Annotated in this window: 23 protein-coding genes; 15 read left to right on the forward strand and 8 right to left on the reverse strand. The window is 69.1% G+C overall.

Annotation, left to right across the window (positions count from 1 at the left end; translation table 11 throughout):
* The first annotated feature begins 3 nt into the window (after window positions 1-3).
* Window positions 4-1,023, forward strand: coding sequence for a ferrochelatase (locus tag KXD97_RS21350; RefSeq protein ID WP_260752218.1), 1,020 nt, complete (start codon window positions 4-6; stop codon window positions 1,021-1,023).
* Between the two features lie 21 nt (window positions 1,024-1,044).
* Here the strand turns inward: KXD97_RS21350 and cynS are convergent, their stop codons facing one another.
* The 3 genes from cynS to KXD97_RS21365 form a co-directional block, all read right to left on the reverse strand.
* Window positions 1,045-1,512, reverse strand: coding sequence for a cyanase (gene cynS / locus KXD97_RS21355; protein ID WP_260752219.1), 468 nt, complete (start codon window positions 1,510-1,512; stop codon window positions 1,045-1,047).
* Window positions 1,509-2,363: a formate/nitrite transporter family protein gene (locus KXD97_RS21360; protein WP_260752220.1), complete on the reverse strand. Its 855-nt coding sequence runs from the start codon at window positions 2,361-2,363 to the stop codon at window positions 1,509-1,511. Before KXD97_RS21360 ends, cynS begins: the two co-directional genes overlap by 4 nt.
* A 313-nt stretch (window positions 2,364-2,676) precedes the next feature.
* Window positions 2,677-3,540, reverse strand: a complete 864-nt coding sequence (locus KXD97_RS21365) for a hypothetical protein (protein WP_260752221.1) — start codon at window positions 3,538-3,540, stop codon at window positions 2,677-2,679.
* A gap of 60 nt (window positions 3,541-3,600) precedes the next feature.
* Between KXD97_RS21365 and KXD97_RS21370 the strand changes: the two genes are divergently transcribed.
* Genes KXD97_RS21370 through KXD97_RS21380 form a run of 3 tightly spaced genes read left to right on the forward strand, consistent with a single transcriptional unit; the run spans window position 3,601 to window position 5,584 of the window.
* On the forward strand, window positions 3,601-4,035 hold the full coding sequence (locus tag KXD97_RS21370) for an NfeD family protein (protein WP_260752222.1): 435 nt from the start codon (window positions 3,601-3,603) through the stop codon (window positions 4,033-4,035).
* A 14-nt stretch (window positions 4,036-4,049) separates the two neighbouring features.
* On the forward strand, window positions 4,050-5,225 hold the full coding sequence (locus KXD97_RS21375) for an SPFH domain-containing protein (protein WP_260752223.1): 1,176 nt from the start codon (window positions 4,050-4,052) through the stop codon (window positions 5,223-5,225).
* The gene (locus KXD97_RS21380; RefSeq protein ID WP_260752224.1) at window positions 5,222-5,584 is read left to right on the forward strand and encodes a DoxX family protein; all 363 of its coding nucleotides are present in this window, start codon (window positions 5,222-5,224) and stop codon (window positions 5,582-5,584) included. Before KXD97_RS21375 ends, KXD97_RS21380 begins: the two co-directional genes overlap by 4 nt.
* Here KXD97_RS21380 and KXD97_RS21385 read toward each other — a convergent pair.
* Window positions 5,571-6,284 carry a TVP38/TMEM64 family protein gene (locus tag KXD97_RS21385; protein WP_260752225.1) on the reverse strand — a complete coding sequence of 238 codons (714 nt, stop codon included), beginning with the start codon at window positions 6,282-6,284 and terminating at the stop codon, window positions 5,571-5,573. The two genes, KXD97_RS21380 and KXD97_RS21385, sit on opposite strands and share 14 nt — an antisense overlap.
* Before the next feature lie 99 nt (window positions 6,285-6,383).
* On the opposite strand from KXD97_RS21385, the gene mutA reads away from it, so the two are divergent.
* From mutA to KXD97_RS21405, 4 genes are read left to right on the forward strand one after another with little or no spacing between them, the layout of a single operon-like run.
* On the forward strand, window positions 6,384-8,264 hold the full coding sequence (mutA, locus tag KXD97_RS21390; RefSeq protein ID WP_260752226.1) for a methylmalonyl-CoA mutase small subunit: 1,881 nt from the start codon (window positions 6,384-6,386) through the stop codon (window positions 8,262-8,264).
* Window position 8,265: 1 nt separating this feature from the next.
* Window positions 8,266-10,551 carry a methylmalonyl-CoA mutase gene (gene scpA, locus KXD97_RS21395; protein ID WP_260752227.1) on the forward strand — a complete coding sequence of 762 codons (2,286 nt, stop codon included), beginning with the start codon at window positions 8,266-8,268 and terminating at the stop codon, window positions 10,549-10,551.
* Window positions 10,552-11,556 (forward strand): methylmalonyl Co-A mutase-associated GTPase MeaB, encoded by a 1,005-nt coding sequence (gene meaB / locus KXD97_RS21400; RefSeq protein ID WP_260752228.1) that lies wholly within the window; start codon window positions 10,552-10,554, stop codon window positions 11,554-11,556.
* 52 nt (window positions 11,557-11,608) lie between these two features.
* Window positions 11,609-12,901 carry a serine hydrolase domain-containing protein gene (locus tag KXD97_RS21405; RefSeq protein ID WP_260752229.1) on the forward strand — a complete coding sequence of 431 codons (1,293 nt, stop codon included), beginning with the start codon at window positions 11,609-11,611 and terminating at the stop codon, window positions 12,899-12,901.
* 9 nt (window positions 12,902-12,910) lie between these two features.
* On the opposite strand, the gene KXD97_RS21410 is transcribed toward KXD97_RS21405, so the two are convergent.
* A complete protein-coding gene (locus tag KXD97_RS21410; protein ID WP_260752230.1) occupies window positions 12,911-13,645 on the reverse strand; it encodes a hypothetical protein in 735 nt (244 codons plus the stop codon).
* Between the two features lie 53 nt (window positions 13,646-13,698).
* Window positions 13,699-14,073 carry an XRE family transcriptional regulator gene (locus KXD97_RS21415; protein WP_260752231.1) on the reverse strand — a complete coding sequence of 125 codons (375 nt, stop codon included), beginning with the start codon at window positions 14,071-14,073 and terminating at the stop codon, window positions 13,699-13,701.
* Between the two features lie 136 nt (window positions 14,074-14,209).
* Between KXD97_RS21415 and KXD97_RS21420 the strand changes: the two genes are divergently transcribed.
* Both KXD97_RS21420 and ileS read left to right on the forward strand, forming a co-directional pair.
* On the forward strand, window positions 14,210-14,815 hold the full coding sequence (locus tag KXD97_RS21420; protein WP_260752233.1) for a hypothetical protein: 606 nt from the start codon (window positions 14,210-14,212) through the stop codon (window positions 14,813-14,815).
* Between the two features lie 241 nt (window positions 14,816-15,056).
* Window positions 15,057-18,200 carry an isoleucine--tRNA ligase gene (ileS, locus tag KXD97_RS21425; protein ID WP_260752234.1) on the forward strand — a complete coding sequence of 1,048 codons (3,144 nt, stop codon included), beginning with the start codon at window positions 15,057-15,059 and terminating at the stop codon, window positions 18,198-18,200.
* A gap of 29 nt (window positions 18,201-18,229) precedes the next feature.
* On the opposite strand, the gene KXD97_RS21430 is transcribed toward ileS, so the two are convergent.
* Window positions 18,230-18,463: an RNA-binding S4 domain-containing protein gene (locus KXD97_RS21430; protein ID WP_260752235.1), complete on the reverse strand. Its 234-nt coding sequence runs from the start codon at window positions 18,461-18,463 to the stop codon at window positions 18,230-18,232.
* A 38-nt stretch (window positions 18,464-18,501) separates the two neighbouring features.
* Here KXD97_RS21430 and KXD97_RS21435 point away from each other — a divergent pair, with 38 nt between their 5' ends.
* On the forward strand, window positions 18,502-19,866 hold the full coding sequence (locus tag KXD97_RS21435; protein WP_260752236.1) for a DNA polymerase IV: 1,365 nt from the start codon (window positions 18,502-18,504) through the stop codon (window positions 19,864-19,866).
* 3 nt (window positions 19,867-19,869) lie between these two features.
* Here the strand turns inward: KXD97_RS21435 and KXD97_RS21440 are convergent, their stop codons facing one another.
* Window positions 19,870-20,769, reverse strand: a complete 900-nt coding sequence (locus tag KXD97_RS21440) for an asparaginase (protein ID WP_260752237.1) — start codon at window positions 20,767-20,769, stop codon at window positions 19,870-19,872.
* Between the two features lie 42 nt (window positions 20,770-20,811).
* Between KXD97_RS21440 and lspA the strand changes: the two genes are divergently transcribed.
* Genes lspA through KXD97_RS21460 form a run of 4 tightly spaced genes read left to right on the forward strand, consistent with a single transcriptional unit; the run spans window position 20,812 to window position 23,961 of the window.
* Window positions 20,812-21,420, forward strand: coding sequence for a signal peptidase II (gene lspA / locus KXD97_RS21445; protein ID WP_260752238.1), 609 nt, complete (start codon window positions 20,812-20,814; stop codon window positions 21,418-21,420).
* Window positions 21,417-22,346 (forward strand): RluA family pseudouridine synthase, encoded by a 930-nt coding sequence (locus KXD97_RS21450; protein ID WP_260752239.1) that lies wholly within the window; start codon window positions 21,417-21,419, stop codon window positions 22,344-22,346. The genes lspA and KXD97_RS21450 overlap by 4 nt, the downstream gene beginning before the upstream one ends.
* A complete protein-coding gene (gene rarD / locus KXD97_RS21455) occupies window positions 22,343-23,233 on the forward strand; it encodes an EamA family transporter RarD (RefSeq protein WP_260752240.1) in 891 nt (296 codons plus the stop codon). Before KXD97_RS21450 ends, rarD begins: the two co-directional genes overlap by 4 nt.
* Window positions 23,234-23,286: 53 nt before the next feature.
* On the forward strand, window positions 23,287-23,961 hold the full coding sequence (locus KXD97_RS21460; RefSeq protein ID WP_260752241.1) for a TetR/AcrR family transcriptional regulator: 675 nt from the start codon (window positions 23,287-23,289) through the stop codon (window positions 23,959-23,961).
* Window positions 23,962-24,002 lie beyond the last annotated feature (41 nt).

The raw sequence follows: 24,002 nt of genomic DNA on the forward strand, positions 1-24,002 counted from the left end.
CCCGTGACGTTTGACGCCCTGCTGCTGTTGTCGTTCGGGGGACCCGAGGGCCCCGAGCAGGTGATGCCGTTCCTGGAGAACGTGACCCGCGGGCGCGGCATCCCGCGGGAGCGGCTGGAATCGGTCGCCGAGCACTATCTGCACTTCGGTGGGGTCTCGCCGATCAACGGCATCAACCGGGACCTGATCACGGCGATCGAGGCCGAACTCGCGCGGCGCGGCGTGGCACTGCCGGTCTACTTCGGTAACCGCAACTGGGAACCGTACGTCGAAGACGCTGTTGCTGCGATGCGGGACAACGGTATTCGTCGTGCTGCGGTGTTCTCGACGTCGGCGTGGGGCGGCTATTCGGGGTGTACCCAGTACCAGGAGGACATCGCCCGCGGCCGTGCCGCTGCCGGGCCCGAGGCGCCTGAGCTCGTCAAGCTGCGTCAGTACTTCGACCATCCGCTGTTGATCGAGATGTTCGCCGACTCCATCAGGGCCGCCGCGGCGACCCTGCCCGCCCAGGTGCGCGACCAGGCTCGTCTGGTGTTCACCGCGCACTCGATCCCGCTGCGGGCGGCATCGCGTTGCGGGCCCGACCTTTACGAGCGTCAGGTGGGCCACACCGCAGCGTTGGTGGCGGCCGCCGCCGGATTCCCGGAGTACGACCAGGTATGGCAGTCGCGGTCGGGTCCGCCCCAGGTGCCGTGGCTGGAGCCCGACGTCGGCGATCACCTGAAGGCGCTGGCGGCCGACGGTGTCGCGGCGGTGATCGTCTGCCCGGTCGGTTTCGTCGCCGACCACATCGAGGTGGTCTGGGACCTGGACAACGAGCTCGCCGAACAGGCCGCCGAGGCCGGCGTCGCGTTCGCGCGGGCGTCGACACCCAACGCCCAGCCCCGCTTCGCGCAACTCGTGGTCGACCTGATCGACGAAGTACGCCTTGGCCTTCCGGCGCAGAGAGTCGGTGGGGGACTGGTGCCGGGTTACGGCAGCAGCGTCAACGGCGCGCTGTGTACGCCTGACTGTTCGGCCTGAGCCGCCCCGCAGGGCAGTCTTTCATCGCCGCTCGGAGCCGTCGGCGGCTGTCCACGCGTACGGCAGGAACTTGCCGTCGAACGTGACCACCACCCGGTCACCGTCGGGATGGGTCTTGCGCTCGACCTCGACGCTGAAGTTGATCGCGCTCATGATTCCGTCGCCGAACTGCTCACCGATGAGCTCCTTGATCGCGCCGCCATAGACCTGCAGCGCCTCGTAGAACCGGTAGATGGTCGGGTCGGTCGGTACCGCGGTCGGCAGCCCGCCCCGCATCGGCACCGCAGCCAGCACCGGGACTGCCGACTCGTCCAGCCCGAGGATGTCGGCGAGGAGCTTTCCGGACCGCTCCGGCACCGGGTGCTGCCCCAGCAGCGCCGCGATGGTCCACACCACCGGTCTGTCGATCGCGTCGGCGAGCTGCTGCCAGGTCAGGCCCTTGGCCACCCGGGCCGCCACGATCGCGGCGGTGACGTCATCGCGGGTCATGCGTTGGCCTTGACCGGGATGTCGAAGTCCGCTGCGCCGGCGGGCCGGTTCCATTCCCCGCCGGTGCGGGCGTGGGTGGCATACAGCGTGAGCCCGACGAACGCGAGGCCTCCCACGAGATTGCCGACGACGGTGGGGATCTCGTTCCAGATCAGGTAGTCGGCGACGGAGAAGTCGCCGCCGAGCATCAGTCCCGACGGGAAAAGGAACATGTTCACCACCGAGTGCTCGAAACCCATGTAGAAGAACAGCATGATCGGCATCCACATCGTGATGACCTTGCCGGACACCGACGTCGACATCATCGCCGCGACGACTCCGGTCGACACCATCCAGTTGCACAGCACCCCGCGTATGAACAGCGTCAGCATGCCTGCGGCACCGTGGTCGGCGTAGCCGACCGTGCGGCTGGACCCGATCTCACCGAGTCGCTGGCCGACCTCGTTGGGATCCACGGTGAATCCATAGGTCAGTGTGACGGCGATCATCACCGCGACGGTCAGGGCCCCCAGGAAGTTGCCGAGGAAGACCAGACCCCAGTTGCGCAGCATCGAGCCGACCGTGACGCCCCGCCGCTTGTCGAGCAACGCGAGCGGCACCAGCGTGAAGACCCCGGTGAGGAGGTCGAACCCCATCAGGTACAGCAGGCAGAAGCCGACCGGGAACAGCACCGCGCCGAGCAGCGCGTTGCCCGTCTGCACGGTGATGGTGACGGCGAACGCGGCGGCCAGAGCGAGAATCGCGCCGGCCATGTACGCGCGGATCACCGTGTCCCGGGTCGACATGAAGGCCTTGTTCTCGCCGGCGTCGATCATCTTGATGACGAACTGCGGCGGGTCCACGTAGGACATGACGTCGCTCTCCTTGAATTCTGTGCGGCGGCCGGCCCGCGAGGGCCGTGGCCCGGACTGCCGGTGCCCGCGTCATCGGTGACACCAGAGGCGTTTCTGCCGCGAACCAGCATCACCGGCCGCTGTGACCCCGGTGTGAACTCATTGACAGGATCGCGTCACAAAGACATCACCGTGGGGTGCGGACTGCCGTGAGGTCCGGTCCGTCGGCGCAGGTGCGCGTCGAAGGTGTCTTCCGTTCTCGCTGCAGCACAGCAGGATTGGCCAACAGGGTGGGCGCGCCGGCCCAGATGTGCGCCTGAGGGGCGGTGTGTCAGGGCCGCCAGGCGGAGTGCAGCACCGCGTCCACCGCGGCCAACCGGGCCGAGCGCACCACGGTGGCCAGCGGCCGCAGCGCGTCGCTGGCCAGCTGAACCTCGGACGAACTCTGCAGTCCGATCGGGATCAGTCCGGAACTGACGGTGATGATGGCGTCGATGTGCGCGGCGTTCTCCAGCACCCGCACCGCCCGGGTGGGGGCGTGGTCGGGGATGCGGTGCATGCGCGTGGCGTCGAGGACCTGCTCGACAAGCCGGCGCGGATCGGCGACCTCGCCGCCCGGGGCGCCGGCGCGCAGCGCGCCCAGCGCGTCGGCGGCTGAGCGCACCGCGTCACGCAACTGATACTCGGCCTCGCCGAGATCGAAATGACCCGCGGGCGGCGCCGACGAGAACGAGTACACCGTCCACGACAGCCCGCTCAGTTCCGCATCGAACTCGAAATCGTCGTCGGGATCATCGGGAAAGCTGTCCTGGTATTCGAAGTCGGGCACCAGCCCGATCGCTCCGTCGATCCCGTTGACCGTCACCGCCTCGCCGGCGGCGATGGCGTCGCGACCGAACTGCGTCCCCGGCGGCAGGCCGCGCACGTCGCCGGGAACGGGCAGCGTCAACGCGATCGTCGGTTGCGCATCGCTGCGGCCGGCGGCGGTGCGGATCGTCTGCAGCAACGACATCGAGGCGGCGTCATCGAGATCGGGCCACGACAGCCCCGTGCGTTCGGCGGCCACCGAATCGTAGGCCGTGACCGAATGCTTTGGCGTCCACTGGGATAACGCGTCAAGGACATCGTCGGGCGCCGCCGCGCCTGCCAACCAGGCGTTGGCCCATACCGAGAGTGAAACACTGGGGCACCACATGATGGCTGCAGTGTAGTTGTTAGCCGCTGATCCGGTAGGTTGCCGCGTTAGGCTGGCGTCATGCCTGTCCCGCTGATCTGGCTGATCGCAGCACTGGCGCTCGCCGGCGCCGAGGCGCTCACCGGCGACATGTTCCTGCTCATGCTCAGCGGTGGCGCTCTGGCCGCGGCCGGGTCCAGCTTCCTGCTCGACTGGCCGGTCTGGGCCGACGGCCTGGTGTTCCTGATCGTGTCGGTGCTGTTGCTGGTCGGGGTGCGCCCGGCGCTGCGTCGCCGTCTGGCGTCCGGCAAGGGTCTGCCCGAGCCGGTGAGGGCGCTGGAGGGCAAGAGCGCGCTGGTGCTCGACCGCGTCGCCCAGCACGAGGGTCAGGTGAAGCTCGAGGGCGAGGTGTGGACGGCCCGGCCGTACAACCAGGACGACGTCTACGAACCCGGCGATCACGTGACCGTCGTGCACATCGACGGCGCCACCGCAGTCGTCTCCAAGATCGTCTAGGGAAGGAGTTCCACGTGGATGGCGCTATCGCAGGACTGATTCTGCTGGCCGTGCTCGTCGTCTTCGCGGCGGTGGTCGTCGCGAAATCGGTCGCGTTGATCCCGCAGGCCGAGGCGGCCGTGATCGAGCGCCTCGGGCGTTACAGCAAGACGGTGTCCGGGCAGCTGACGCTGTTGGTGCCGTTCATCGACAAGATCCGCGCCCGGGTCGACCTGCGCGAGCGGGTGGTGTCGTTCCCGCCGCAGCCGGTGATCACCGAGGACAACCTCACGGTGAACATCGACACCGTCGTGTACTTCCAGGTGACCAATCCGCAGGCCGCGGTCTACCAGATCAGCAACTACATCGTCGGAGTCGAGCAGCTCACCACCACCACGCTGCGCAACGTCGTGGGCGGCATGACGCTGGAGCAGACCCTGACGTCGCGCGACTCGATCAACGGGCAGCTGCGCGGTGTGCTCGACGAGGCCACCAACCGGTGGGGACTGCGGGTGGCCCGCGTCGAGCTGCGCAGCATCGATCCGCCGCCGTCGATCCAGGACTCGATGGAGAAGCAGATGCGCGCAGACCGCGAGAAACGCGCGATGATCCTGACCGCCGAGGGCAGCCGGGAAGCGGCGATCAAGCAGGCCGAAGGCCAGAAGCAGGCGCAGATCCTCGCCGCCGAGGGCGCCAAGCAGGCCGCGATCCTGGCCGCTGAGGCCGATCGACAGTCCCGGATGCTGCGCGCCCAGGGCGAGCGGGCCGCCTCGTACCTGCAGGCGCAGGGGCAGGCCAAGGCCATCGAGAAGACGTTCGCGGCGATCAAGGCCGGCAGGCCGACACCGGAGTTGCTCGCTTACCAGTACCTGCAGACTCTGCCGGAGATGGCCAAGGGCGAGGCCAACAAGGTGTGGCTGGTGCCGAGCGACTTCGGTTCGGCCCTACAGGGATTCACCAAGCTGCTGGGCGCGCCGGGGTCCGACGGGGTGTTCCGCTACACGCCGTCGCCGGCCGACGACACGGCGCCGAAGTCCGACGACGAGGAAGTCGCCGACTGGTTCAACACCGAGACCGATCCCGCGATCGCGCAGGCCGTGGCCAAGGCCGAGGCCGAGGCGCGCACCCCGGTCCAGGGGCCCGGACTTCTGTCGGCTCCGGAGGCGCCCGGCCAGTTGGCTGCGCCGCGGCACGGGGCGCCGGAGCAGTGAGCGCGCTGACCTCGCCGCGCACCTACGTCGTGCTCGCCGCGGTGCAGGCCGCCGACGCGGCGGCGTGTGTCGGCCCGATCGCGCCGGTCAAGAAGGCGTTCGACGACGTCGGCCTGCCCGAGGAACTGCGCCCGTTGATTCCGGTGGTGAAGGCCGCCAGTGCGGTGGGGTTGCTGTCGGTGTTCCGCTGGCCGGCGCTGGCCCGGCTGACCACGTTCATGCTCACGGTCTACTTCACGCTCGCGGTCGGCTCCCACGTCCGGGCCAGGGACTGGAGCCCGGGTCTGGTCGCGGCGTCGTCGCTGCTCGCGATGTTCGGAGCGATGACGGTGAAAGGGCCGGACGTCAGGACGCCGTGATCGGTGTCTGGCTGCGCCGGTGGGTCCTGATCTCGTAGATCAGACCGGCCACGCCGAGCGCCGCGGTGCAGACCGACACCACCAGCAGCAGCGGGCTGACCCGTCCGGTCAGCGCGTCGCCGAAGATCACGATGGCCGATGTGCCCGGCAGCACGCCGGCCAAGGTGGCCAGCGTGTAAGGCACCACCCGCACCGATGACGCCCCCGCGGCGTAGTTGAGCACCGAGAACGGCACGGCCGGAATCATCCTGGTGGCGAGTACGACGGGCCAGCCCCGCTCCCGCAGCCGCCGGTCGACGGCGTCGACGCGGGGATGTGACACCCATCGGCTGACCTGCCAGCCCACGGTGCGGACCAGCAGCAGCGCGATGACCGCGCTGAGCGTGCTCGCGGCCACTGCGATCGGGATGCCCAGCACCGGGCCGAACAACAGTCCGGCGGCGAGTGTGAACGCGGTACGCGGAAACGGGAACACCGTGACCACGACGTGCGCGGCGAAGAACGCCAGCGGGAACCACGCTCCGACCGAGGTGGCCCAGTCCCGCAGCTGCAGCGCGGTCGGTAGCGGCACGAACAGCGCAACTGCGACGAGAATCACAATCCCGCCCAGGACCGCGGCGAGCTGTCCCCGCGGTGCCGTCTTCAGCGTGGCGACGACCGTGGCACCGACGGTACGAAGCGTGCTGACTACGGATTTCACGCTTACCAAGAGTACGGGGGCGTAGCTGATGCGATCGGCGACCGCTCCGGTGCCGTGCGCCACCGGCGCACGCTGGTGTGATGGCCATCATTTAGCCTGATGGCTGTGCAGAAACCCAGCGCCGGCGCTGCCGGTGGAGTAATCGACGCCGATCTGGACCGGTGGCGCTCCGCTGTGGCGGGCGTTCTGGCGAAGTCTTTGAAGCGGGATCCCGCCGACCTGCCGGCCGAGCCCGAGCGTCTGCTCGATTCGGCCACCTACGACGGATTCCCGATCAAGCCGCTCTACACCGCTGCCGACGAACGTGCCGAGCCCGCCCTGCCGGGCCGGTGGCCGTTCGTGCGCGGCGGCGACGCCCTGCGGGACACCAAGTCCGGGTGGAAGGTCGCCGAGGCGTTCCCGGCCGAAGCCGGAAGCGTCGCCGAGGCCAACGGCGCCATCCTGCTGGCGCTGACCGAAGGTGTCAGCGCGCTGGTGCTGCGGGTCGGTGACACCGCCGGCGCGGTGGCGCCTGGGGACCTGGAGCGGTTGCTCGACGGGGTCTACCTGGACCTGGTGCCGGTTCTGGTGGAGGTCGCCGGCGACGGGTCGGCCTTCCGCGCCGCCGCCGATGCGCTGCTGGCGCTGCTCACCGGCCTCGACGGGGACCAGCGTTCGCGGCTGTCGATCGATCTCGGCGCGGACCCGCTGACGGCGCCGCTGGCCGGCCGCCCGGCGCCCGAGGCCGCCGACGTCGTGGCGATCGCCCGGAAGGCGCTGGAGTACGACACGCACGTGCGGGCGGTCACCGTCGACGGTCCGGCTTTGCACAACGCCGGCGCCAACGCCTCCTGGGAACTCGGTGCCTCCGTCGCCGCGGGCGTCGCCTACCTGCGGCTGTTGACCGACGCCGGGCTGTCGACGGCGCAGGCGCTCGGACAGATCAGCTTCCGTGTCGCCGCCGACGACGACCAGTTCATGACCATCGCGAAACTACGTGCTGCGCGCCAAGTCTGGGCCCGCGTCGCAGAGGTGGTCGGCGAACCCGAAGCCGGGGCGGCCACCCTGCACGCCACCACGTCGCTGCCGATGATGACCGCGCGGGACCCGTGGGTGAACATGCTGCGCACCACCGTGGCCGCGTTCGCCGCGGGAGTCGGGGGCGCCGACACGCTCGTGGTGCACCCCTTCGACGTCGCGATCGATGGTGGATTCCCCGGTACGGCACGCAGTTTCGCGCGCCGTATCGCCCGCAACACCCAGCTGCTGCTCCTCGAGGAATCCCACCTGGGGCAGGTGCTCGACCCGGCGGGCGGCTCCTGGTTCATCGAGGACCTCACGCGCAGCCTCGCCGAGCAGGCTTGGCAGAACTTCCAGGAGATCGAGGCCCGCGGCGGATTCGAGGCGGCGCGCGAGCACATCAGCGCCCGCATCGCCGAGGTCGCCGAGCGGCGCGCCGACGACATCGCGCACCGGCGCACCGCCGTCACCGGTGTCAACGAATTCCCCAATCTGGACGAAGTGCCGCTGCCCCAAGGGGATCCACTCCCGAACGTGCAGCGCTATGCGGCGGCCTTCGAGGCGCTGCGGCACCGTTCGGACGCCCATCTGGAGAAGACCGGTGCCCGGCCGAAGGCGATGCTGCTGCCCCTGGGGCCGTTGGCCGAGCACAACATCCGCACCACCTTCACCGCGAACCTGCTGGCCTCCGGCGGGATCGAGGCCGTCAACCCCGGCCCCCTGGACGCCGCTGCCGTCGGAGCCGCGGTCACGGAGGCCGGTGTCACCCAGATCGCGGTGATCTGCGGCACCGACGCCCGCTACGCCGGTGAGGTGTCGGCCGTCGTCGACGCTGCGCGCGCCGCCGGGGTGGCACACGTCCTGCTGGCGGGACCGGAAAAGGCGGTCGCCGAAGCCGATTCGAAGCCCGACGGCTACCTCACCGCGAAGATCGACGCGGTGAGCGCTCTGTCGGACCTGCTGACCCGATTGGGGGCATGACATGACCGTGCACGATGTCGCCGGCGAGCAGGCCGGCGCTGCCGGGGCGAACAGCATCCAGAGCTTCGCCGACGTCCCGCTGCAGGGGGACACCACGGTGAGCTCGCCGACCCCGTCGGACGTCGACGGCCAGGTGTCCGCGGCCGCGGCCGCACACGGGTACACCGCCGACCAGTTGGACTGGTCCACCCCGGAGGGCATCGACGTCAAGCCCGTCTACATCGGCGCCGACCGTGACTCGATCGTCGAGGCGGGTTACCCGCTGCACAGCCTGCCCGGCGAACCGCCGTTCGTGCGCGGCCCGTATCCGACGATGTACGTCAACCAGCCCTGGACCATCCGCCAGTACGCCGGGTTCTCGACGGCCGCGGAGTCCAACGCGTTCTACCGGCGCAACCTGGCCGCGGGACAGAAGGGTTTGTCGGTGGCGTTCGACCTCGCCACCCACCGCGGTTACGACTCCGATCACCCGCGCGTCGCCGGCGACGTCGGCATGGCGGGCGTGGCGATCGACTCGATCCTCGACATGCGCCAGCTCTTCGACGGTATCGACCTGTCCTCGGTGTCGGTGTCGATGACCATGAACGGAGCCGTGCTGCCCATCCTCGCGCTGTACGTGGTGGCCGCCGAGGAGCAGGGTGTGCCGCCGGAGAAGCTCGCCGGGACCATCCAGAACGACATCCTCAAAGAGTTCATGGTCCGCAACACCTACATCTATCCGCCGAAGCCGTCGATGCGGATCATCTCCGACATCTTCGGTTACACCAGCGCGAAAATGCCGAAGTTCAACAGCATTTCGATCTCCGGCTACCACATCCAGGAGGCGGGCGCGACGGCCGATCTGGAGCTCGGTTACACGCTGGCCGACGGTGTGGAGTACATCAAGGCCGGCCTGGACGCCGGGCTGGACATCGACAAGTTCGCGCCGCGGCTGTCGTTCTTCTGGGGCATCGGCATGAACTTCTTCATGGAGGTGGCCAAGCTGCGCGCCGGCCGGCTGCTGTGGAGCGAGATGGTGTCGCAGTTCGACCCCAAGAGCTCCAAATCGTTGTCGCTGCGCACCCATTCGCAGACCTCCGGCTGGTCGCTGACCGCCCAGGACGCGTTCAACAACGTGGCGCGCACCTGCGTGGAGGCGATGGCCGCCACCCAGGGGCACACGCAATCCCTGCACACCAACGCCCTCGACGAGGCGCTCGCGCTGCCCACCGACTTCTCGGCCCGCATCGCCCGCAACACCCAGCTGCTGCTGCAGCAGGAGTCGGGCACCACACGCCCGATCGACCCGTGGGCCGGTTCGTACTACGTCGAGTGGCTGACCTATCAGCTGGCGGAGAAGGCGCGCGGCCACATCCGCGAGATCGCCGAGCACGGCGGTATGGCGCAGGCCATCAACGAGGGCATCCCGAAGCTGCGCATCGAGGAGGCGGCCGCGCGCACCCAGGCGCGCATCGACTCCGGACAGCAGACCGTGATCGGCGTGAACCGCTACCAGGTCGACGAGGACCACGAGATCGAGGTTCTCAAGGTCGAGAACAGCCGGGTGCGGGCCGAGCAGATCGCGAAACTGGAAAAACTCCGCGCGGAAAGGGATGAGCGCGGGACACAATCCGCGCTGGCCGAGCTGACCCGGGCCGCCGCGGCGACCGGTACCGCCGGAGTGGATGGCCTGGGCAACAACCTGCTGGCGCTGGCGATCAACGCCGCGCGCGCCAAGGCCACCGTCGGCGAGATCTCGGATGCGCTGGAGAAGGTGTACGGCCGGCACCAAGCCGAGATCCGCACCATCGCAGGGGTTTATCGAGACGAGGTGGGTATGGCGAGCAACGTGAGCAGCGCGACCGAGCTCGTCGAGAAGTTCGCCGAGGCCGACGGCCGCCGGCCCCGCATCCTGGTCGCCAAGATGGGTCAGGACGGCCACGACCGCGGCCAGAAGGTCATCGCGACCGCGTTCGCCGACATCGGCTTCGACGTCGACGTCGGCTCGCTGTTCTCCACCCCTGAAGAGGTCGCCCGACAGGCGGCTGACAATGATGTCCACGTCGTCGGGGTGTCCTCGCTGGCGGCCGGTCACCTCACGTTGGTACCTGCGCTGCGCGACGCGCTGGCCGAGGTGGGCCGGCCCGACATCATGATCGTCGTCGGCGGGGTCATCCCCCCGGGTGACTTCGACGAGCTGTACGCCGCCGGCGCGACCGCGATCTTCCCGCCCGGCACCGTCATCGCCGATGCCGCAATCGGGCTGCTGAACAAGCTGGCCGAACGACTCGGGTACAGCTTGAGCTAGATGAATCAGCCGGTCCACGAGCTCGCCGACCTCGCAACCGCTCTGCGCAGCGGCGACCGCTCGGCCCTGGCGAGGGCGATCACGCTGGTCGAGTCGACCCGCCCCGACCACCGGCAGAAGGCACAGGAGCTGCTGCTGGAGCTCATGCCCGAAGCCGGCAGCGCGCTGCACGTGGGGATCACAGGCGTGCCCGGGGTCGGCAAGTCGACGACGATCGAAGCGCTCGGCATGCACCTCATCGAGCAGGGGCACCGGGTGGCGGTGCTTGCGGTCGACCCGTCCTCGACGCGGACCGGGGGATCGATCCTCGGTGACAAGACCCGGATGGCGAAGCTGGCGGTGCACCCGGACGCCTACATCCGGCCCTCACCGACGTCGGGAACCCTCGGTGGGGTTGCCAAGGCCACGCGCGAGACGATCGTGCTGCTCGAAGCCGCCGGCTACGACGTGATCCTGGTCGAGACGGTTGGAGTCGGGCAGTCCGAGGTGACCGTCGCCAACATGGTCGACACGTTCGTCTTCCTCACGCTGGCGCGCACCGGCGACCAGTTGCAGGGCATCAAGAAAGGGGTGCTCGAGCTCGCCGACATCGTGGTGGTCAACAAGGCCGACGGTGAGCACGCCGTCGAGGCCAAGGCCGCCGCGCGCGAACTCGCCGGGGCCATCAGGCTGATCTATCCCCGTGAAACGCTCTGGCGTCCACCGGTTCTGACGATGAGCGCGTTGACCGGCGCCGGGCTCGCGGAGCTCTGGCAGACGATTCTCAGACACCGTGACGTGCTCACCGGGGCCGGACAGTTCGAGGCCAGGCGGCGCACCCAGCAGGTGGAGTGGACATGGTCGATGGTCCGTGACACCGTGCTCGACCGAGTGCTGTCGAGTCCCGGGGTGCGCGCGATCCGCGGTGAGGTCGAGCGTCGGGTTCGCGACGGCGAGCTCACCCCGGCGCTGGCCGCGCAGCAGATCCTCGACGCGGTCGAACCGGCACCGAAAAGCTCCGGCTAACGAATAGGTAAACTCCCGTTAGTTTGCCGCGTGCCGGGGTAAATTTACCCTCGTGACGGGCGTAGACAACCCGGAGCGCGGTGCGGCGCTCTCTCACGGCCATGGTGCGGCTCTGCCCCGCGGCCTACAGGGCGCTGCCGACCCCAATTTCTCCTGCGCTGTGCGCGCGTTCGCGCAGCTTTTTCCGTGGCGCCGCCTCGGCGGCGGAGCGCTGTCGGTGTACCTCGACGGCGAGCCGGTGGTGGACGTGTGGACCGGGTGGGCCGACCGCAAAGGCACCCGGCGCTGGACCGCCGACACCGCACCGATGGTGTTCTCGGCGACCAAAGGGGTCGCGGCCACTGTCATCCATCGGCTGCACGACCGGGGCCTGATCGACTACGACGCGCCCGTCGCCGAGTATTGGCGGGAGTTCGGCGCAAACGGTAAGGCGACGATCACGGTGCGCGACGCCCTGCGTCACCGGGCGGGGCTGTCTCAGCTCAACGGTGTCGCCAAAGCCGACCTGCTCGATCATCTCGGGATGGAGGACAGGCTCGCCGCGGCGCCGCGAAGCTGGCTCCACGGCAAGCCTGCCTACCACGCGTTCACGTTCGGCTGGCTCCTTTCCGGACTTGCCCGTGCGGTTACCGGCAAAGGGATGCGGGAGCTGATCCGCACCGAAGTGGCCGCCCCGCTGAACACCGACGGACTCCATCTGGGCCGGCCGCCGGTGCAGGCCCCCACGCAACCCGCCCAGATCATCGGTCCGCAGACGCGGTTGCAGAATCCGGTGTTCAACCTGGTGGCTCCGCGCGTCGCGGCGTTGCCGTTCTCGGCCGCGTTCGGCGCGATGTACCTGCCCGGGGTCAAAGCGCTGGTGCAGGGAGACACCCCGCTGCTGGACAGCGAGATTCCCGCCGCCAACGGTGTCGCGACCGCGCGGGCGCTGGCCCGCATGTACGGCGCGATCGCCAACGGCGGACGGATCGACGGCACCCAGTACCTGTCCAGCGAGACCGCGGCCAAGCTCATCGGCAGGACGAGCCTGCGGCCTGACCACAGCATGATCATGCCGCTGTCGTTCCACCTGGGTTATCACGGTCTGCCCTTCCCCGGGATCCTGCCCGGGTTCGGTCATGTCGGGCTCGGCGGCTCGCTGGGATGGGCCGATCCGCAGACCGGGCTGTCCTTCGGCTACGTACACAACCGGCTGCTCACTCCGCTGGTCGTCAGCGATCAGGCCGGCTTCGTCACCACCGCGGCCCTGATCCGTCGCGGGGCCGCGCTGGCCCGCAAGAACGGCTACCGCCCGGTGCGCGAGTACGGCGCGCCGTTCACGGAGGTCACCTCCACCGCGGTATGACCGCCGGGCTCAGCGGTTCGCCGTGGTGAACCAGCGGGTCTTGATTCGCCACGAGTAGGCGGACGTCAACGCGAAACCAGCGCCGCAGGCGCAGGCGAACACCCAGACCAGCGTGGTGCCCTGGACGGTCTGCAGCTGGGGGACGAACGCGGTGGTGATGCGCACCACGCAGGCGCCGATCCCCATCGCCGACGCGAACAGGTAGACGTTGGCGACCTGCCGGGACCGCGGGTCGGTGCGCAGGACCATGAGCGCTCGGATGCCGTAGCCGAGCAGGTAGATCAGCATGCCGCAGAGCAGCAGCCAGTACACGTTGAGCCAGAAGTCGGTGGGCACGTCGAAGAAGTCCCGGCGGTAGACCGAGGCTCCGTTACCGAGCCAGAACGCGGCCAGCAGAAGCGGGATGCACACCGTCGCCGGACGCTCGATGTGCTGACGGAACCGTTGCTGCAGGGCGTGGTCCTGTTCCAGCCTGCCCAGAGTGTTGTAGACGACTGCCGACGCGGCGACGATGTAGCAATCGTGGCCGAGATAGTCCTCCAGGTTCCACTTCCCGGTCAGGGAGTACAACAGCGGGCCGAGGGTCTCCGAGGCCAGGGGCGACATCAACAACACCGCCATGCCCTGCAGCGCAATGTTGAGCGTCGCGGCGACCTCCCAGCGGCACGACCAGGTGACGCGGCGAATCCACAAGCTCCACGCGATGCACATCAATGTGATCGCGATGAGTGATGCCAGAGCCATAGGGAATCGCTTTCGAGCGGGCCGTTGTCAGCAAATTGTATGCGCTGAAAGGCCTAAAGGGGAGGAGCGTCCATCCGCGGTGTCAGTTCCGAGAGTCGCGTGCGGCGGGTTGTTTCCGCCTTGGTGGTGGTCCCCGGCAGGGTGCTCACCGCTGGGCCGACCGGGCCGGTCGCCTCGATGTACTGCCACACCTCCTGCCGGCTCATCAGGCCGAACTGAATCTGCAGGTCGGGGTAGCTAAGCGCGAAGCGGTCGGCGACCAGTCGCAGTTCCTCGGCCGAGGGGTAGTCGGCCTCTTTGATCCGCCGGTAATAGGTGCTGCTGGAGATGCCGAGCGCGTCAATGATGTCCTTGGCGTCGATCTCTCCGTCGAGGAGATAGTCGAGCAGGGCTTTCAGCTGTCTGCCGTTCTCATCAGTGCGGGGCATTTGTCCACCATAATGTGCGATCCCTCGTTTGGGCAGCCCCTCCCGGCAAATAGATAACACGCCCTTTATTGACATGGCCGTCACAGTTTTGGGAGCGGTCTCCCAAATTTGGGACATTCGCTGTACGGTTAGCCACATGGTCGCTCCATACATCTCGGACGAGGTCAAACAAGGGCCCGTCCACTCCGCGCCGGTAGCGCTGGAGGTGTTCGATCGCCCCGCGATCGACGTGCTGCCCGCTCGGTCACGCAAATTCGCCACCACGCCGTCGAGCGAACTGACCGAGGAACTCGACGGTGCGGCGGAATGGCTGGGCGTGCAGGTCGAGGAGATCTTGCTGGCCGCCCTCGCGCGCACCTTGGGCCGCACCCGCGGTGACGGGTCCGTCGCCGTCGACGTCACCGGCGGTCATCGCCGGCTCAACCACCGGGTCTCCATGTTGTGCGCGACGCAGATGCCGATGGCTCCGACCGAGATGCTGCAGGGCGCCCACAGCGCGCTGGCGGCGGCGCCTGGTCATCCGGTGGCGCAGTCCGAGGTGCTGCTCAACGTCGCCGACGGTGCGGACGACGGGCCGAGCGCCCGCGCGCTGGAACTCCGGGTCCAGCGGGTCTCCGGATTGCTGCACATCGACTGGTGGTACGACGAGTCCCGCCTCGACGAGTACTCCGTCCAAGAGATGGCCGAGCAGTTCCCGCTGGCCGTCATCGAGATCACCTCGGACGCAGCGGCGCCGCTGTAGACGCGCCCGCTAAACTGGGACGATCGGCGTCGATCCGGTCATCACCGGGGAGCCTTCGGAAGAACAGCGGGAGCCGCAGTGCTCACGCCCAGTAGAACCGAACGGGTGGGGCCCGTCATCGCCCTGACTTGAGTGGCGCACCTTGGTGGTGCGCAAGCGGGGTGGTACCGCGGCGCTCGCGCACCGGCGCGACGTTCGTCCCCGTGCCTGAAGTCGACATGGCACGAGGAGCACGACGTCCGTGACCGCATATCCGAAGCCCGCCGCCGGCGCCCCGAAGTTTCCGGAGCTGGAAGCCGAGGTGCTGAGCTACTGGGACAGCGACGACACGTTCCGGGCCAGCATCGCGCGCCGCGACGGCGCCCCAGAGTACGTCTTCTACGACGGCCCGCCCTTCGCCAACGGGCTGCCGCACTACGGGCATCTGCTGACCGGCTACGTCAAGGACATCGTGCCGCGCTACCAGACGATGCGCGGATACAAGGTGGAGCGCCGGTTCGGGTGGGATACCCACGGTCTGCCCGCCGAGCTGGAGGTACAGCGCCAGCTCGGCATCACCGACAAGGCCCAGATCGAAGAGATGGGCATCGAGAAGTTCAACGAGGCCTGCCGTGAGTCGGTGCTGAAGTACACCGACGAGTGGCGGGCCTATGTCACCCGGCAGGCCCGCTGGGTCGATTTCGACAACGACTACAAGACCCTCGACATCGGTTTCATGGAATCGGTGATCTGGGCCTTCAAGCAGTTGTGGGACAAGGGTCTGGCCTACGAGGGCAACCGGGTGCTCCCGTACTGCTGGAACGACGAGACGCCGCTGTCCAGCCACGAACTGCGCATGGACGACGACGTCTACCAGAATCGGCAGGACCCGGCCCTCACGGTGGGGTTCCGGATCACGTCGGGCGATCTCGCGGGCGCCTACCTTCTGATCTGGACGACGACGCCGTGGACGCTGCCGTCCAACCAGGCGGTCGCGGTCAATCCCGACGTCACCTATGTCGTCGTCGAGTCCGACGGCAAGCGATTCGTACTCGCCGAGGCACGGCTCGGCGCCTACGCACGCGAACTCGGCGAGGAGCCGACCGTCGTCGCCACGTACCACGGCCGCGAGCTTCTCGACGTGCACTACGCGCCGCCCTTCCCGTATTTCATGGACTCGCCGAACGCTTTTCGAGTACTGCCTGCAGAGTTCGTCAGTACCGAAGACGGCACCGGTCTGGTGCACATGTCGCCGGCATACGGCGAAGACGACATGGCGACAGCGCAGGCCGGCGGCATCGAGGCCGTCACGCCGGTGGACGCCAAGGGGCGCTTCGACGCGAGTGTGCCCGACTACGCCGGTCAACACGTGTTCGACGCGAACCCGCAGATCATCCGCGACCTGAAGAACGGCACCGGGGCGGCGGCGGTCAACGGTGCGGTGCTGCTGCGCCACGACACCTACGAACACTCCTACCCGCACTGCTGGCGCTGCCGGAACCCGCTGATCTACCGCGCGGTGTCGTCGTGGTTCATCAAGGTGACGCAGTTCCGGGAGCGCATGGTCGAGCTCAATCAGCAGATCACCTGGTATCCCGAACACGTCAAGGACGGGCAGTTCGGCAAGTGGCTGGCCGGCGCGCGCGACTGGTCGATCTCACGGAACCGCTACTGGGGCACGCCGATTCCGGTGTGGAAGTCCGACGATCCGGCCTATCCGCGAATCGATGTCTACGGCAGCCTCGACGAGCTCGAGCGTGATTTCGGGGTCCGGCCGGACAACCTGCACCGGCCCTTCATCGACGAGCTGACCCGGCCCAACCCCGACGATCCGACCGGGAAGTCGACGATGAGGCGCATCGAGGATGTGCTCGATGTGTGGTTCGACTCCGGGTCGATGCCTTTCGGGCAGGTGCACTACCCGTTCGAGAACCAGGACTGGTTCGACGGAGTCGATTCCGCCGACCCTGACAAGCGGGTTGTCGGGCATTTCCCCGGCGACTTCATCGTCGAGTACATCGGCCAGACCCGCGGCTGGTTCTACACGCTGCACGTCCTGGCCACCGCGCTGTTCGACCGCCCGGCGTTCCGCACGAGCGTGTCGCACGGCATCGTGCTCGGCAACGACGGCCAGAAGATGAGCAAGTCGCTGCGCAACTACCCGGACGTGTCCGAGGTGTTCGACCGCGACGGTTCCGACGCCATGCGCTGGTTCCTGATGGCCTCGCCGATCCTGCGGGGCGGCAACCTTATCGTCACCGAACAGGGCATCCGCGACGGTGTCCGCCAGGTACTGCTCCCGCTGTGGAACGCATATTCGTTCCTGGCGCTCTACGCGCCGGAGAAGGGCACCTGGCGCACGGACTCGACGCACGTGCTGGACCGCTACATCCTGGCCAAGCTCGCGGTGCTGCGCGACGATCTGACCGCCTCCCTTGACGTGTGCGACATCTCGCAGGCGTGTGACCAGCTGCGGCAGTTCACCGAGGCGCTGACGAACTGGTATGTGCGACGGTCGCGTTCGCGGTTCTGGGAAGAGGACCGCGACGCCATCGACACGCTGCACACCGTGCTCGAGGTGACGAGCCGGTTGGCCGCGCCGCTGCTTCCGCTGATCACCGAGGTGATCTGGCGCGGCCTGACCGGGGAACGGTCGGTGCACCTGACCGACTGGCCGGAAGCCGGCGCGGTGCCCGCCGATCCGCAACTGGTCGCCGACATGGACCTGGTGCGCGAGGTCGCCTCCGCGGGGTCGTCGCTGCGTAAGGCGAAGAAACTCCGCGTGCGTCTGCCGCTGCTGAAACTGACTGTGGCCGTGCAGGATCCGAAGAGGTTGGAACCCTACCGGGATCTCATCGCCGATGAGCTCAACGTGAAGTCCGTCGAACTCACCGATGACATCGCCGGCCACGGCCGCTTCGAGCTGACCGTCAACGCCCGGGTCGCCGGACCGCGCCTGGGCAAGGACGTGCAAGCGGCGATCAAGGCGGTCAAGGCGGGGGAGGCGGTCGTCAACGACGATGGCACGCTCACCGCGGGCCCGGCTGTGTTGCAGCCCGAGGAGTACAGCTCGAGGCTGGTCGCCGCGGATCCCGAGTTCACCGCCGCGCTGGCCGACGGAGCCGGGCTGGTGGTGCTCGACGGCACCATCACCCCGGAGCTGGAAGCCGAGGGCTGGGCCAAGGACCGGATCCGCGAGCTGCAGGAGCTGCGCAAGTCCACCGGACTTGACGTCTCCGACCGCATTTCGGTGGTGATCTCGGTGCCGGCCGAGAACGAGCAGTGGGCCCGGACCCACCGCGATCTCATCGCGGGTGAGATCCTGGCGACCAGTTTCGAGTTCGGCGATCCCGCCGACGCGACCGAGATCGGCGACGGCGTGCGGGTGGCGATCAGCAGAGCGTGACGGCCCGCGCGGCGGTGGGCCGGCGAGGGTCACCCCGCGCTGACGCGGGCGCTGCGACCGGAGAACGCCACCACGTCACCCGGATGCAGCTGCCTGCCGCGGCGCTGCTCGGTGTCGCCGTTGACGGTGACCAGGCCGTCGGCGATCACCGACTTGGCGTCGGCGCCCGAATCGATCAGCCCTGACAGCTTCAGGAACTGACCGAGCCGGATCGATGCGTCCCGGATCGCGACGTCGGCCGGCTCACTACTCGGGTGTGCCATACCGCCACGGTATCCGGCACCGCCTAGCATCGGCGGATGTGGCCGCCCGATGGGTCCTGCACCTGGACATGGATGCCTTCTTCGCTTCCGTGGAACAGCTGACCCGGCCCACGCTACGGGGCAGACCTGTGCTCGTCGGCGGGCTGGGCGGGCGCGGGGTGGTCGCGGGTGCCAGCTACGAGTCTCGGGTTTTCGGTGCCCGCTCGGCCATGCCGATGCACCAGGCCCGCCGGCTGGTCGGCGCCGCCGCCGTCGTGCTGCCACCCCGCGGAGTGGTCTACGGACTGGCCAGCCGCCGGGTGTTCGAGACCGTGCGGGCCAAAGTGCCTGTGCTCGAACAGCTGTCGTTCGACGAGGCGTTCGGCGAGCCGGCCGAGCTGGTGGGCGCCGCGCCGGCCGAGGTCGCCGCGTTCTGCGAGGAACTGCGAGCCGAGGTGGCCGAGGCCACCGGGCTGGTCGCCTCTGTGGGCGCCGGGTCGGGCAAGCAGCTGGCCAAGATCGCGTCGGGACTGGCCAAACCGAACGGCATCACGGTGGTGCCCCGCGACGAGGAGCGGGCGCTGCTCGACAGGCTGCCGGTGCGTCGGCTCTGGGGCATCGGGCCGGTGGCCGAGGAGAAGCTGCACCGGCTGGGTATCGAGACCGTCGGCGAGTTCGCCGCCCTCACCGACGCCGAGGTGGGCAACATCCTCGGCCCCACCGTGGGACCCGCGCTGCACCGGCTGGCGCGCGGTGTCGACGACCGGCCGGTCGCCGAGAACGCCCCGGCCAAACAGATCAGTGCGGAGTCGACCTTCCCCGAGGACCTCACCACGATGTCGCAGCTCGCCGACGCCGCGGGGCCGATCGGCGAGCACGCGCACCGGCGGCTGCTCAAGGACGGACGTGGGGCGCGCACCGTCACCGTCAAGCTCAAGAAATCCGACATGAGCATCCTGACAAGGTCGGCTACGTTGCCCTACGCCACCACCCACGCGGGCACCCTGATCGCAACAGCGCGGCGGCTGTTGCTCGACCCGGTGGAGATCGGGCCCATTCGTCTTATCGGCGTCGGCTTTTCGGGTCTCTCGGAGGTGCAGCAGGAGTCGTTGTTCCCCGACCTGGAGCTGATGGCCACCGAAGAGGTCGCCGGGGACGGCGCACCGCAACCGGCCGCGGATCTTGCCCCGGCCGCGCCGGCGTGGCGTGTCGGCGACGACGTCGCGCACCGCGACCTCGGGCACGGGTGGCTGCAGGGCGCCGGTCACGGGGTGATGACGGTGCGGTTCGAGACCCGAAGCAGCGGACCGGGACCGGCGCGCACGTTTCGCGCCGACGACCCCGACATCACGCGCGCGAACCCGGTGGACAGCCTGGACTGGCCGGAGTACGTCGAACAGCTCGCCCGCCGGGACAGCCCGTAGCGCTCAACCCCAGCGGGCGAAGACCGGTGCGGGGTCGGCCGCCGCGGCCAGCGACGCCATCAGCAGCACCCGGGCCTGCGGCGGCCGCAGCCGGGGCGCCACGAACGCGCCCGCGTCCACCAGAGCGCGCCCGGGCCCGTAACCGGGGCTAACCGCGCCGCCCGGGACACGGGTGGACACCGCGACGGCGAGCCCGCTGCGGCAGTGCCGGCGGACGCCCTCGATCAGGGCCGCGCCGGCGTTGCCCGCGCCGAGCCCCTGCAGCACGACGCCCCGGGCGCCGGCGGCCACGCACGCATCGAGTGCGACGGCGTCCGCGCCCGGGTACGCGGCGACGATGTCGACGCGCGGAGCGTCCGCGGCGCGCAAGGCGCCGAGATAAGGGCGGGTCTTTCCGCCGTCGACGCGATGCCCGGTGAAGCTCTGCAGGTCCGTGGTCGCGACCTTGCTCAGGCCGAGGGCGCCGAACACCTCACCGGCGAAGCTCACGACCACACCGCGTCCGCGGGACTCGGGTCGGGCCGCGACGGTCAACGCGTCACGCAGGTTGGCCGGACCGTCGGCGTCCGCCGCGTCGGCGCTGCGCTGCGCGCCGGTCAGCACCACGGGTGCGGCGCCGTCGTAGGTGAGCTCGAGCCAGAGCGCGGTCTCTTCCATCGTGTCGGTGCCGTGGGTGATGACGATGCCGGTCGCGCCGGCGCGGGCCGCCTCGTCGACCGCGGCGCCGATCCTGTCCCAGTCGGGCGGGGTGAGTTGCGAGCTGTCCACCGTCAGCGCATCGACGACCTCGACGTCCAAGCCGGCGGTCAAGTCTGCGCCGGACCGGGTCGGGCGCTTCACCCCCTCGGCGTCGGCGCTCGTCGAGATCGTGCCTCCGGTGGCGATGACAACCAGGCGACCCATGGGTGGGATTCTCGCCCATCACCGCTTTGCGATGATGGACGCGTGACAGACGAATCGTCGGGCCCGGTCGAACCCACGACCGGCGAGGAGTCGGCGGCGACGCCTGCGCCGCGCCGGCTGCGCCTGCTCTTCACCGTCGCCGGGGTGGTGCTCGTCCTGGACATCGTCACCAAGGTGCTCGCGGTCAAGCTGTTGACGCCGGGTCAGCCGGTGTCGATCATCGGCGACACGGTGACGTGGACGCTGGTGCGCAACTCGGGGGCGGCCTTCTCGATGGCGACCGGCTACACCTGGGTGCTGACCCTGGTGGCCACCGGGGTCGTCATCGGCATCATCTGGATGGGCCGGCGGCTGGTGTCGCCGTGGTGGGCGCTCGGGCTGGGTCTGATCCTCGGCGGCGCGATGGGCAACCTGGTCGACCGCTTCTTCCGCTCGCCCGGACCGCTGCGCGGCCACGTCGTGGACTTCCTGTCCATCGGGTGGTGGCCGGTGTTCAACGTCGCCGACCCGTCGGTGGTCGGCGGCGCGATCCTGCTGGTGGTGTTGTCGCTGTTCGGCTTCGATTTCGACACCATCGGACGGCGCCGGCCGGACGGCGGCGACGGCACCGTGGGGCCGCGCCCGCCGGAGGGCGGCGACGAGAACGGATGACGACGCGATCGATGCCGGTTCCCGAGGGGCTGGCGGGCATGCGGGTGGACGCCGGGCTGGCGCGCCTGCTCGGGTTGTCCCGGACGGCGGCCGCCGCGATCGCCGAGGAGGGCGGCGTCGAACTCGACGGAGCGCGGGCCGCCAAGTCCGACAAGCTGACCGCGGGTGCCTGGCTCGAGGTCACCCTGCCCGAGGCGCCCGCGCCGGTGGAGAACACCCCGGTCGATATCGAAGGCATGGAGATCCTGTACGCCGACGACGACATCGTCGCGGTCGACAAACCGCCGGGGGTCGCCGCGCATGCCACCGTCGGCTGGCACGGCCCCACCGTGCTCGGCGGGCTCGCCGCCGCCGGCTTCCGGATCAGCACCTCGGGCATTCACGAGCGGCAGGGCATCGTGCACCGTCTGGATGTCGGCACCTCCGGCGTCATGGTGGTGGCGCTGTCCGAGCGGGCGTACACCGTGCTCAAGCGCGCATTCAAGCAGCGCACCGTCGAGAAGCGTTACCACGCGCTGGTGCAGGGCCACCCGGATCCGTCCAGCGGCACCATCGACGCGCCGATCGGCCGGCACCGGGGCCACGACTGGAAGTTCGCGGTCGTCGAGGACGGCCGGCACAGCGTCACCCATTACGACACACTGGAAGCCCACCAGGCGGCCAGTCTGCTCGACATCGAGCTGGAGACCGGGCGCACCCATCAGATCCGGGTGCACTTCGCCGCGCTGCATCACCCCTGCTGCGGCGACGTGACCTACGGCGCCGACCCGACGCTGGCGAAAAGGCTTGGGCTGGAACGTCAGTGGCTACACGCCCGGTCGCTGGCGTTCGCGCATCCGGCCGACGGCAGACGGGTCGAGATCGCCAGTCCCTATCCGGCCGACCTGCAGCACGCGCTCGACGTGCTACGCGGTCAACACCGGTGAGGTCGGGTCTGCTCTTCGGCGCGGGGGCCTACATGATGTGGGGTCTGTTCCCGGCGTTCTTCCCGCTGCTCAAACCGGCCGGAGCAGTGGAGATCCTCGCGCACCGCATCATCTGGAGCTTCGCGCTGATGGTCGTCGTCGTCGCGGTGGTGCGACGGCTCGGCGACCTGAAACAGATCGACCGCCGCACCTGGCTTCTGCTGATCGCGGCGGCCGGGCTGATCTCGGCGAACTGGCTGATCTACGTGTACGCGGTGAACAACGGGCATGTCGTGGACGCGGCCCTCGGCTATTTCATCAACCCGCTGGTGGCCATCGCGCTCGGGATGGTGATCTTTCGCGAGAAGCTCAACCGCTGGCAGGTCGCCGCGCTGGCGGTCGCGGTGGTCGCGGTGGTGATCCTGACGGTGCAGGTGGGGCAACCGCCGCTGGTGGGCCTCGGTCTGGCGCTGTCGTTCGCGCTGTACGGCGCGGTCAAGAAGTCGGTGCGCACCGATCCGCGGGTGAGCGTCGGCCTGGAGGCCGCGATCGCGACACCGTTCGCCGTTGCGTACCTGGTGGTGTTGCAGAGCGGCGAGAACGGCACGCTCACCGGCCACGGCGCCGGCCACGTCGCACTGTTGATCCTGTCCGGAGTGCTGACCGCGCTGCCGTTGCTGCTGTTCGCGGCGGCGGCACAGCGTCTGGCGATGGTGACGCTGGGGCTGCTGTTCTATGTGACGCCGGCGATGCAGCTGTCATGGGGAGTGCTGGTCGGGGGCGAGCCGATGCCGCCGATGCGGTGGGTGGGTTTCGCCCTGATCTGGTTGGCGCTGGTGGTGTTCACCGCCGACGCGGTTCGCCGTACCCGCGCCGAGCGGCGGTCGTCTCAGCCCGCCCCGGTGTGAACTTTGCACATTTTGCCGTTGACCGTCTCTCAGCTATGTCATAGCGTTTGCCCGTGGAGGACGACACCCCGGCGGCGCCTGCGGTTCGCAAGCGCGGCCGCCCAGTGGGTGCCGATTCCGAGCAGACCCGCCGCTCGATCGTGCGCGCAGCCCGCGACCTGATCGCCGACCGGGGCTACCACGCTGCGACGTTCCAGCAGATCGCGGCACGGGCCGGGGTCAGCAGGCCGACGCTGCACTACTACTTCTCCACCCGCGAAGAGCTCTACGAGGTGCTGCTGGCCGACGCACGCGAGCAGCTGGAGCGCTGCGCCGCCGACGCGATGCGGGAGGTCTCGCTCCTCCCGCAGCTGGCGGCGTTCACCGCGGGAATGCAGCGACTGGGCGCCGCCCAGCCGGCACTGGTCAAGATGGTGATCACCGCCAGGATCGACCATCACCGCGGCACGCACCGCCACGACGCCGCGACCGCTGTCGTCACGGCCTCGCACGCGTTCTACGACGCTGTGGTCGTCGACGCGGTGCGCCGCGGCGAGCTGCCCCCCGACACCGACGCGCATGCGGTCGCCGACATGCTCGGCGCGCTGTTCTGGGGGCTGGCCTTCCATGCGGGGTTCGTCGCAGACGCCTACGGCGCACAGGACGCCGATCAGATTGCCAGGCAATTGTTTCTCGTGCTTGGCTGCGGATTGCTGAATCCGCAGAGGGCGGCAGCCGTCGACGCGTGATCGGAAGAACGCGAGACACGCAGCCCGACACGCCGGGCGCT

This window comes from Mycobacterium sp. SMC-8 (assembly GCF_025263565.1).
Taxonomy (GTDB): domain Bacteria; phylum Actinomycetota; class Actinomycetes; order Mycobacteriales; family Mycobacteriaceae; genus Mycobacterium.

Excerpts from the sequence above, each read along its gene's own strand:
- KXD97_RS21360 (WP_260752220.1), bottom strand. The coding sequence starts at position 2,363 with ATGTCCTACGTGGACCCGCCGCAGTTCGTCATCAAGATGATCGACGCC.
- KXD97_RS21410 (WP_260752230.1), bottom strand. The coding sequence starts at position 13,645 with ATGGCTCTGGCATCACTCATCGCGATCACATTGATGTGCATCGCGTGG.
- meaB (WP_260752228.1), top strand. The coding sequence starts at position 10,552 with ATGAATCAGCCGGTCCACGAGCTCGCCGACCTCGCAACCGCTCTGCGC.
- KXD97_RS21415 (WP_260752231.1), bottom strand. The coding sequence starts at position 14,073 with ATGCCCCGCACTGATGAGAACGGCAGACAGCTGAAAGCCCTGCTCGAC.
- scpA (WP_260752227.1), top strand. The coding sequence starts at position 8,266 with ATGACCGTGCACGATGTCGCCGGCGAGCAGGCCGGCGCTGCCGGGGCG.
- KXD97_RS21440 (WP_260752237.1), bottom strand. The coding sequence starts at position 20,769 with ATGGGTCGCCTGGTTGTCATCGCCACCGGAGGCACGATCTCGACGAGC.
- KXD97_RS21420 (WP_260752233.1), top strand. The coding sequence starts at position 14,210 with ATGGTCGCTCCATACATCTCGGACGAGGTCAAACAAGGGCCCGTCCAC.
- KXD97_RS21450 (WP_260752239.1), top strand. The coding sequence starts at position 21,417 with ATGACGACGCGATCGATGCCGGTTCCCGAGGGGCTGGCGGGCATGCGG.
- KXD97_RS21370 (WP_260752222.1), top strand. The coding sequence starts at position 3,601 with ATGCCTGTCCCGCTGATCTGGCTGATCGCAGCACTGGCGCTCGCCGGC.
- KXD97_RS21365 (WP_260752221.1), bottom strand. The coding sequence starts at position 3,540 with ATGTGGTGCCCCAGTGTTTCACTCTCGGTATGGGCCAACGCCTGGTTG.
- cynS (WP_260752219.1), bottom strand. The coding sequence starts at position 1,512 with ATGACCCGCGATGACGTCACCGCCGCGATCGTGGCGGCCCGGGTGGCC.
- mutA (WP_260752226.1), top strand. The coding sequence starts at position 6,384 with ATGGCTGTGCAGAAACCCAGCGCCGGCGCTGCCGGTGGAGTAATCGAC.
- KXD97_RS21430 (WP_260752235.1), bottom strand. The coding sequence starts at position 18,463 with ATGGCACACCCGAGTAGTGAGCCGGCCGACGTCGCGATCCGGGACGCA.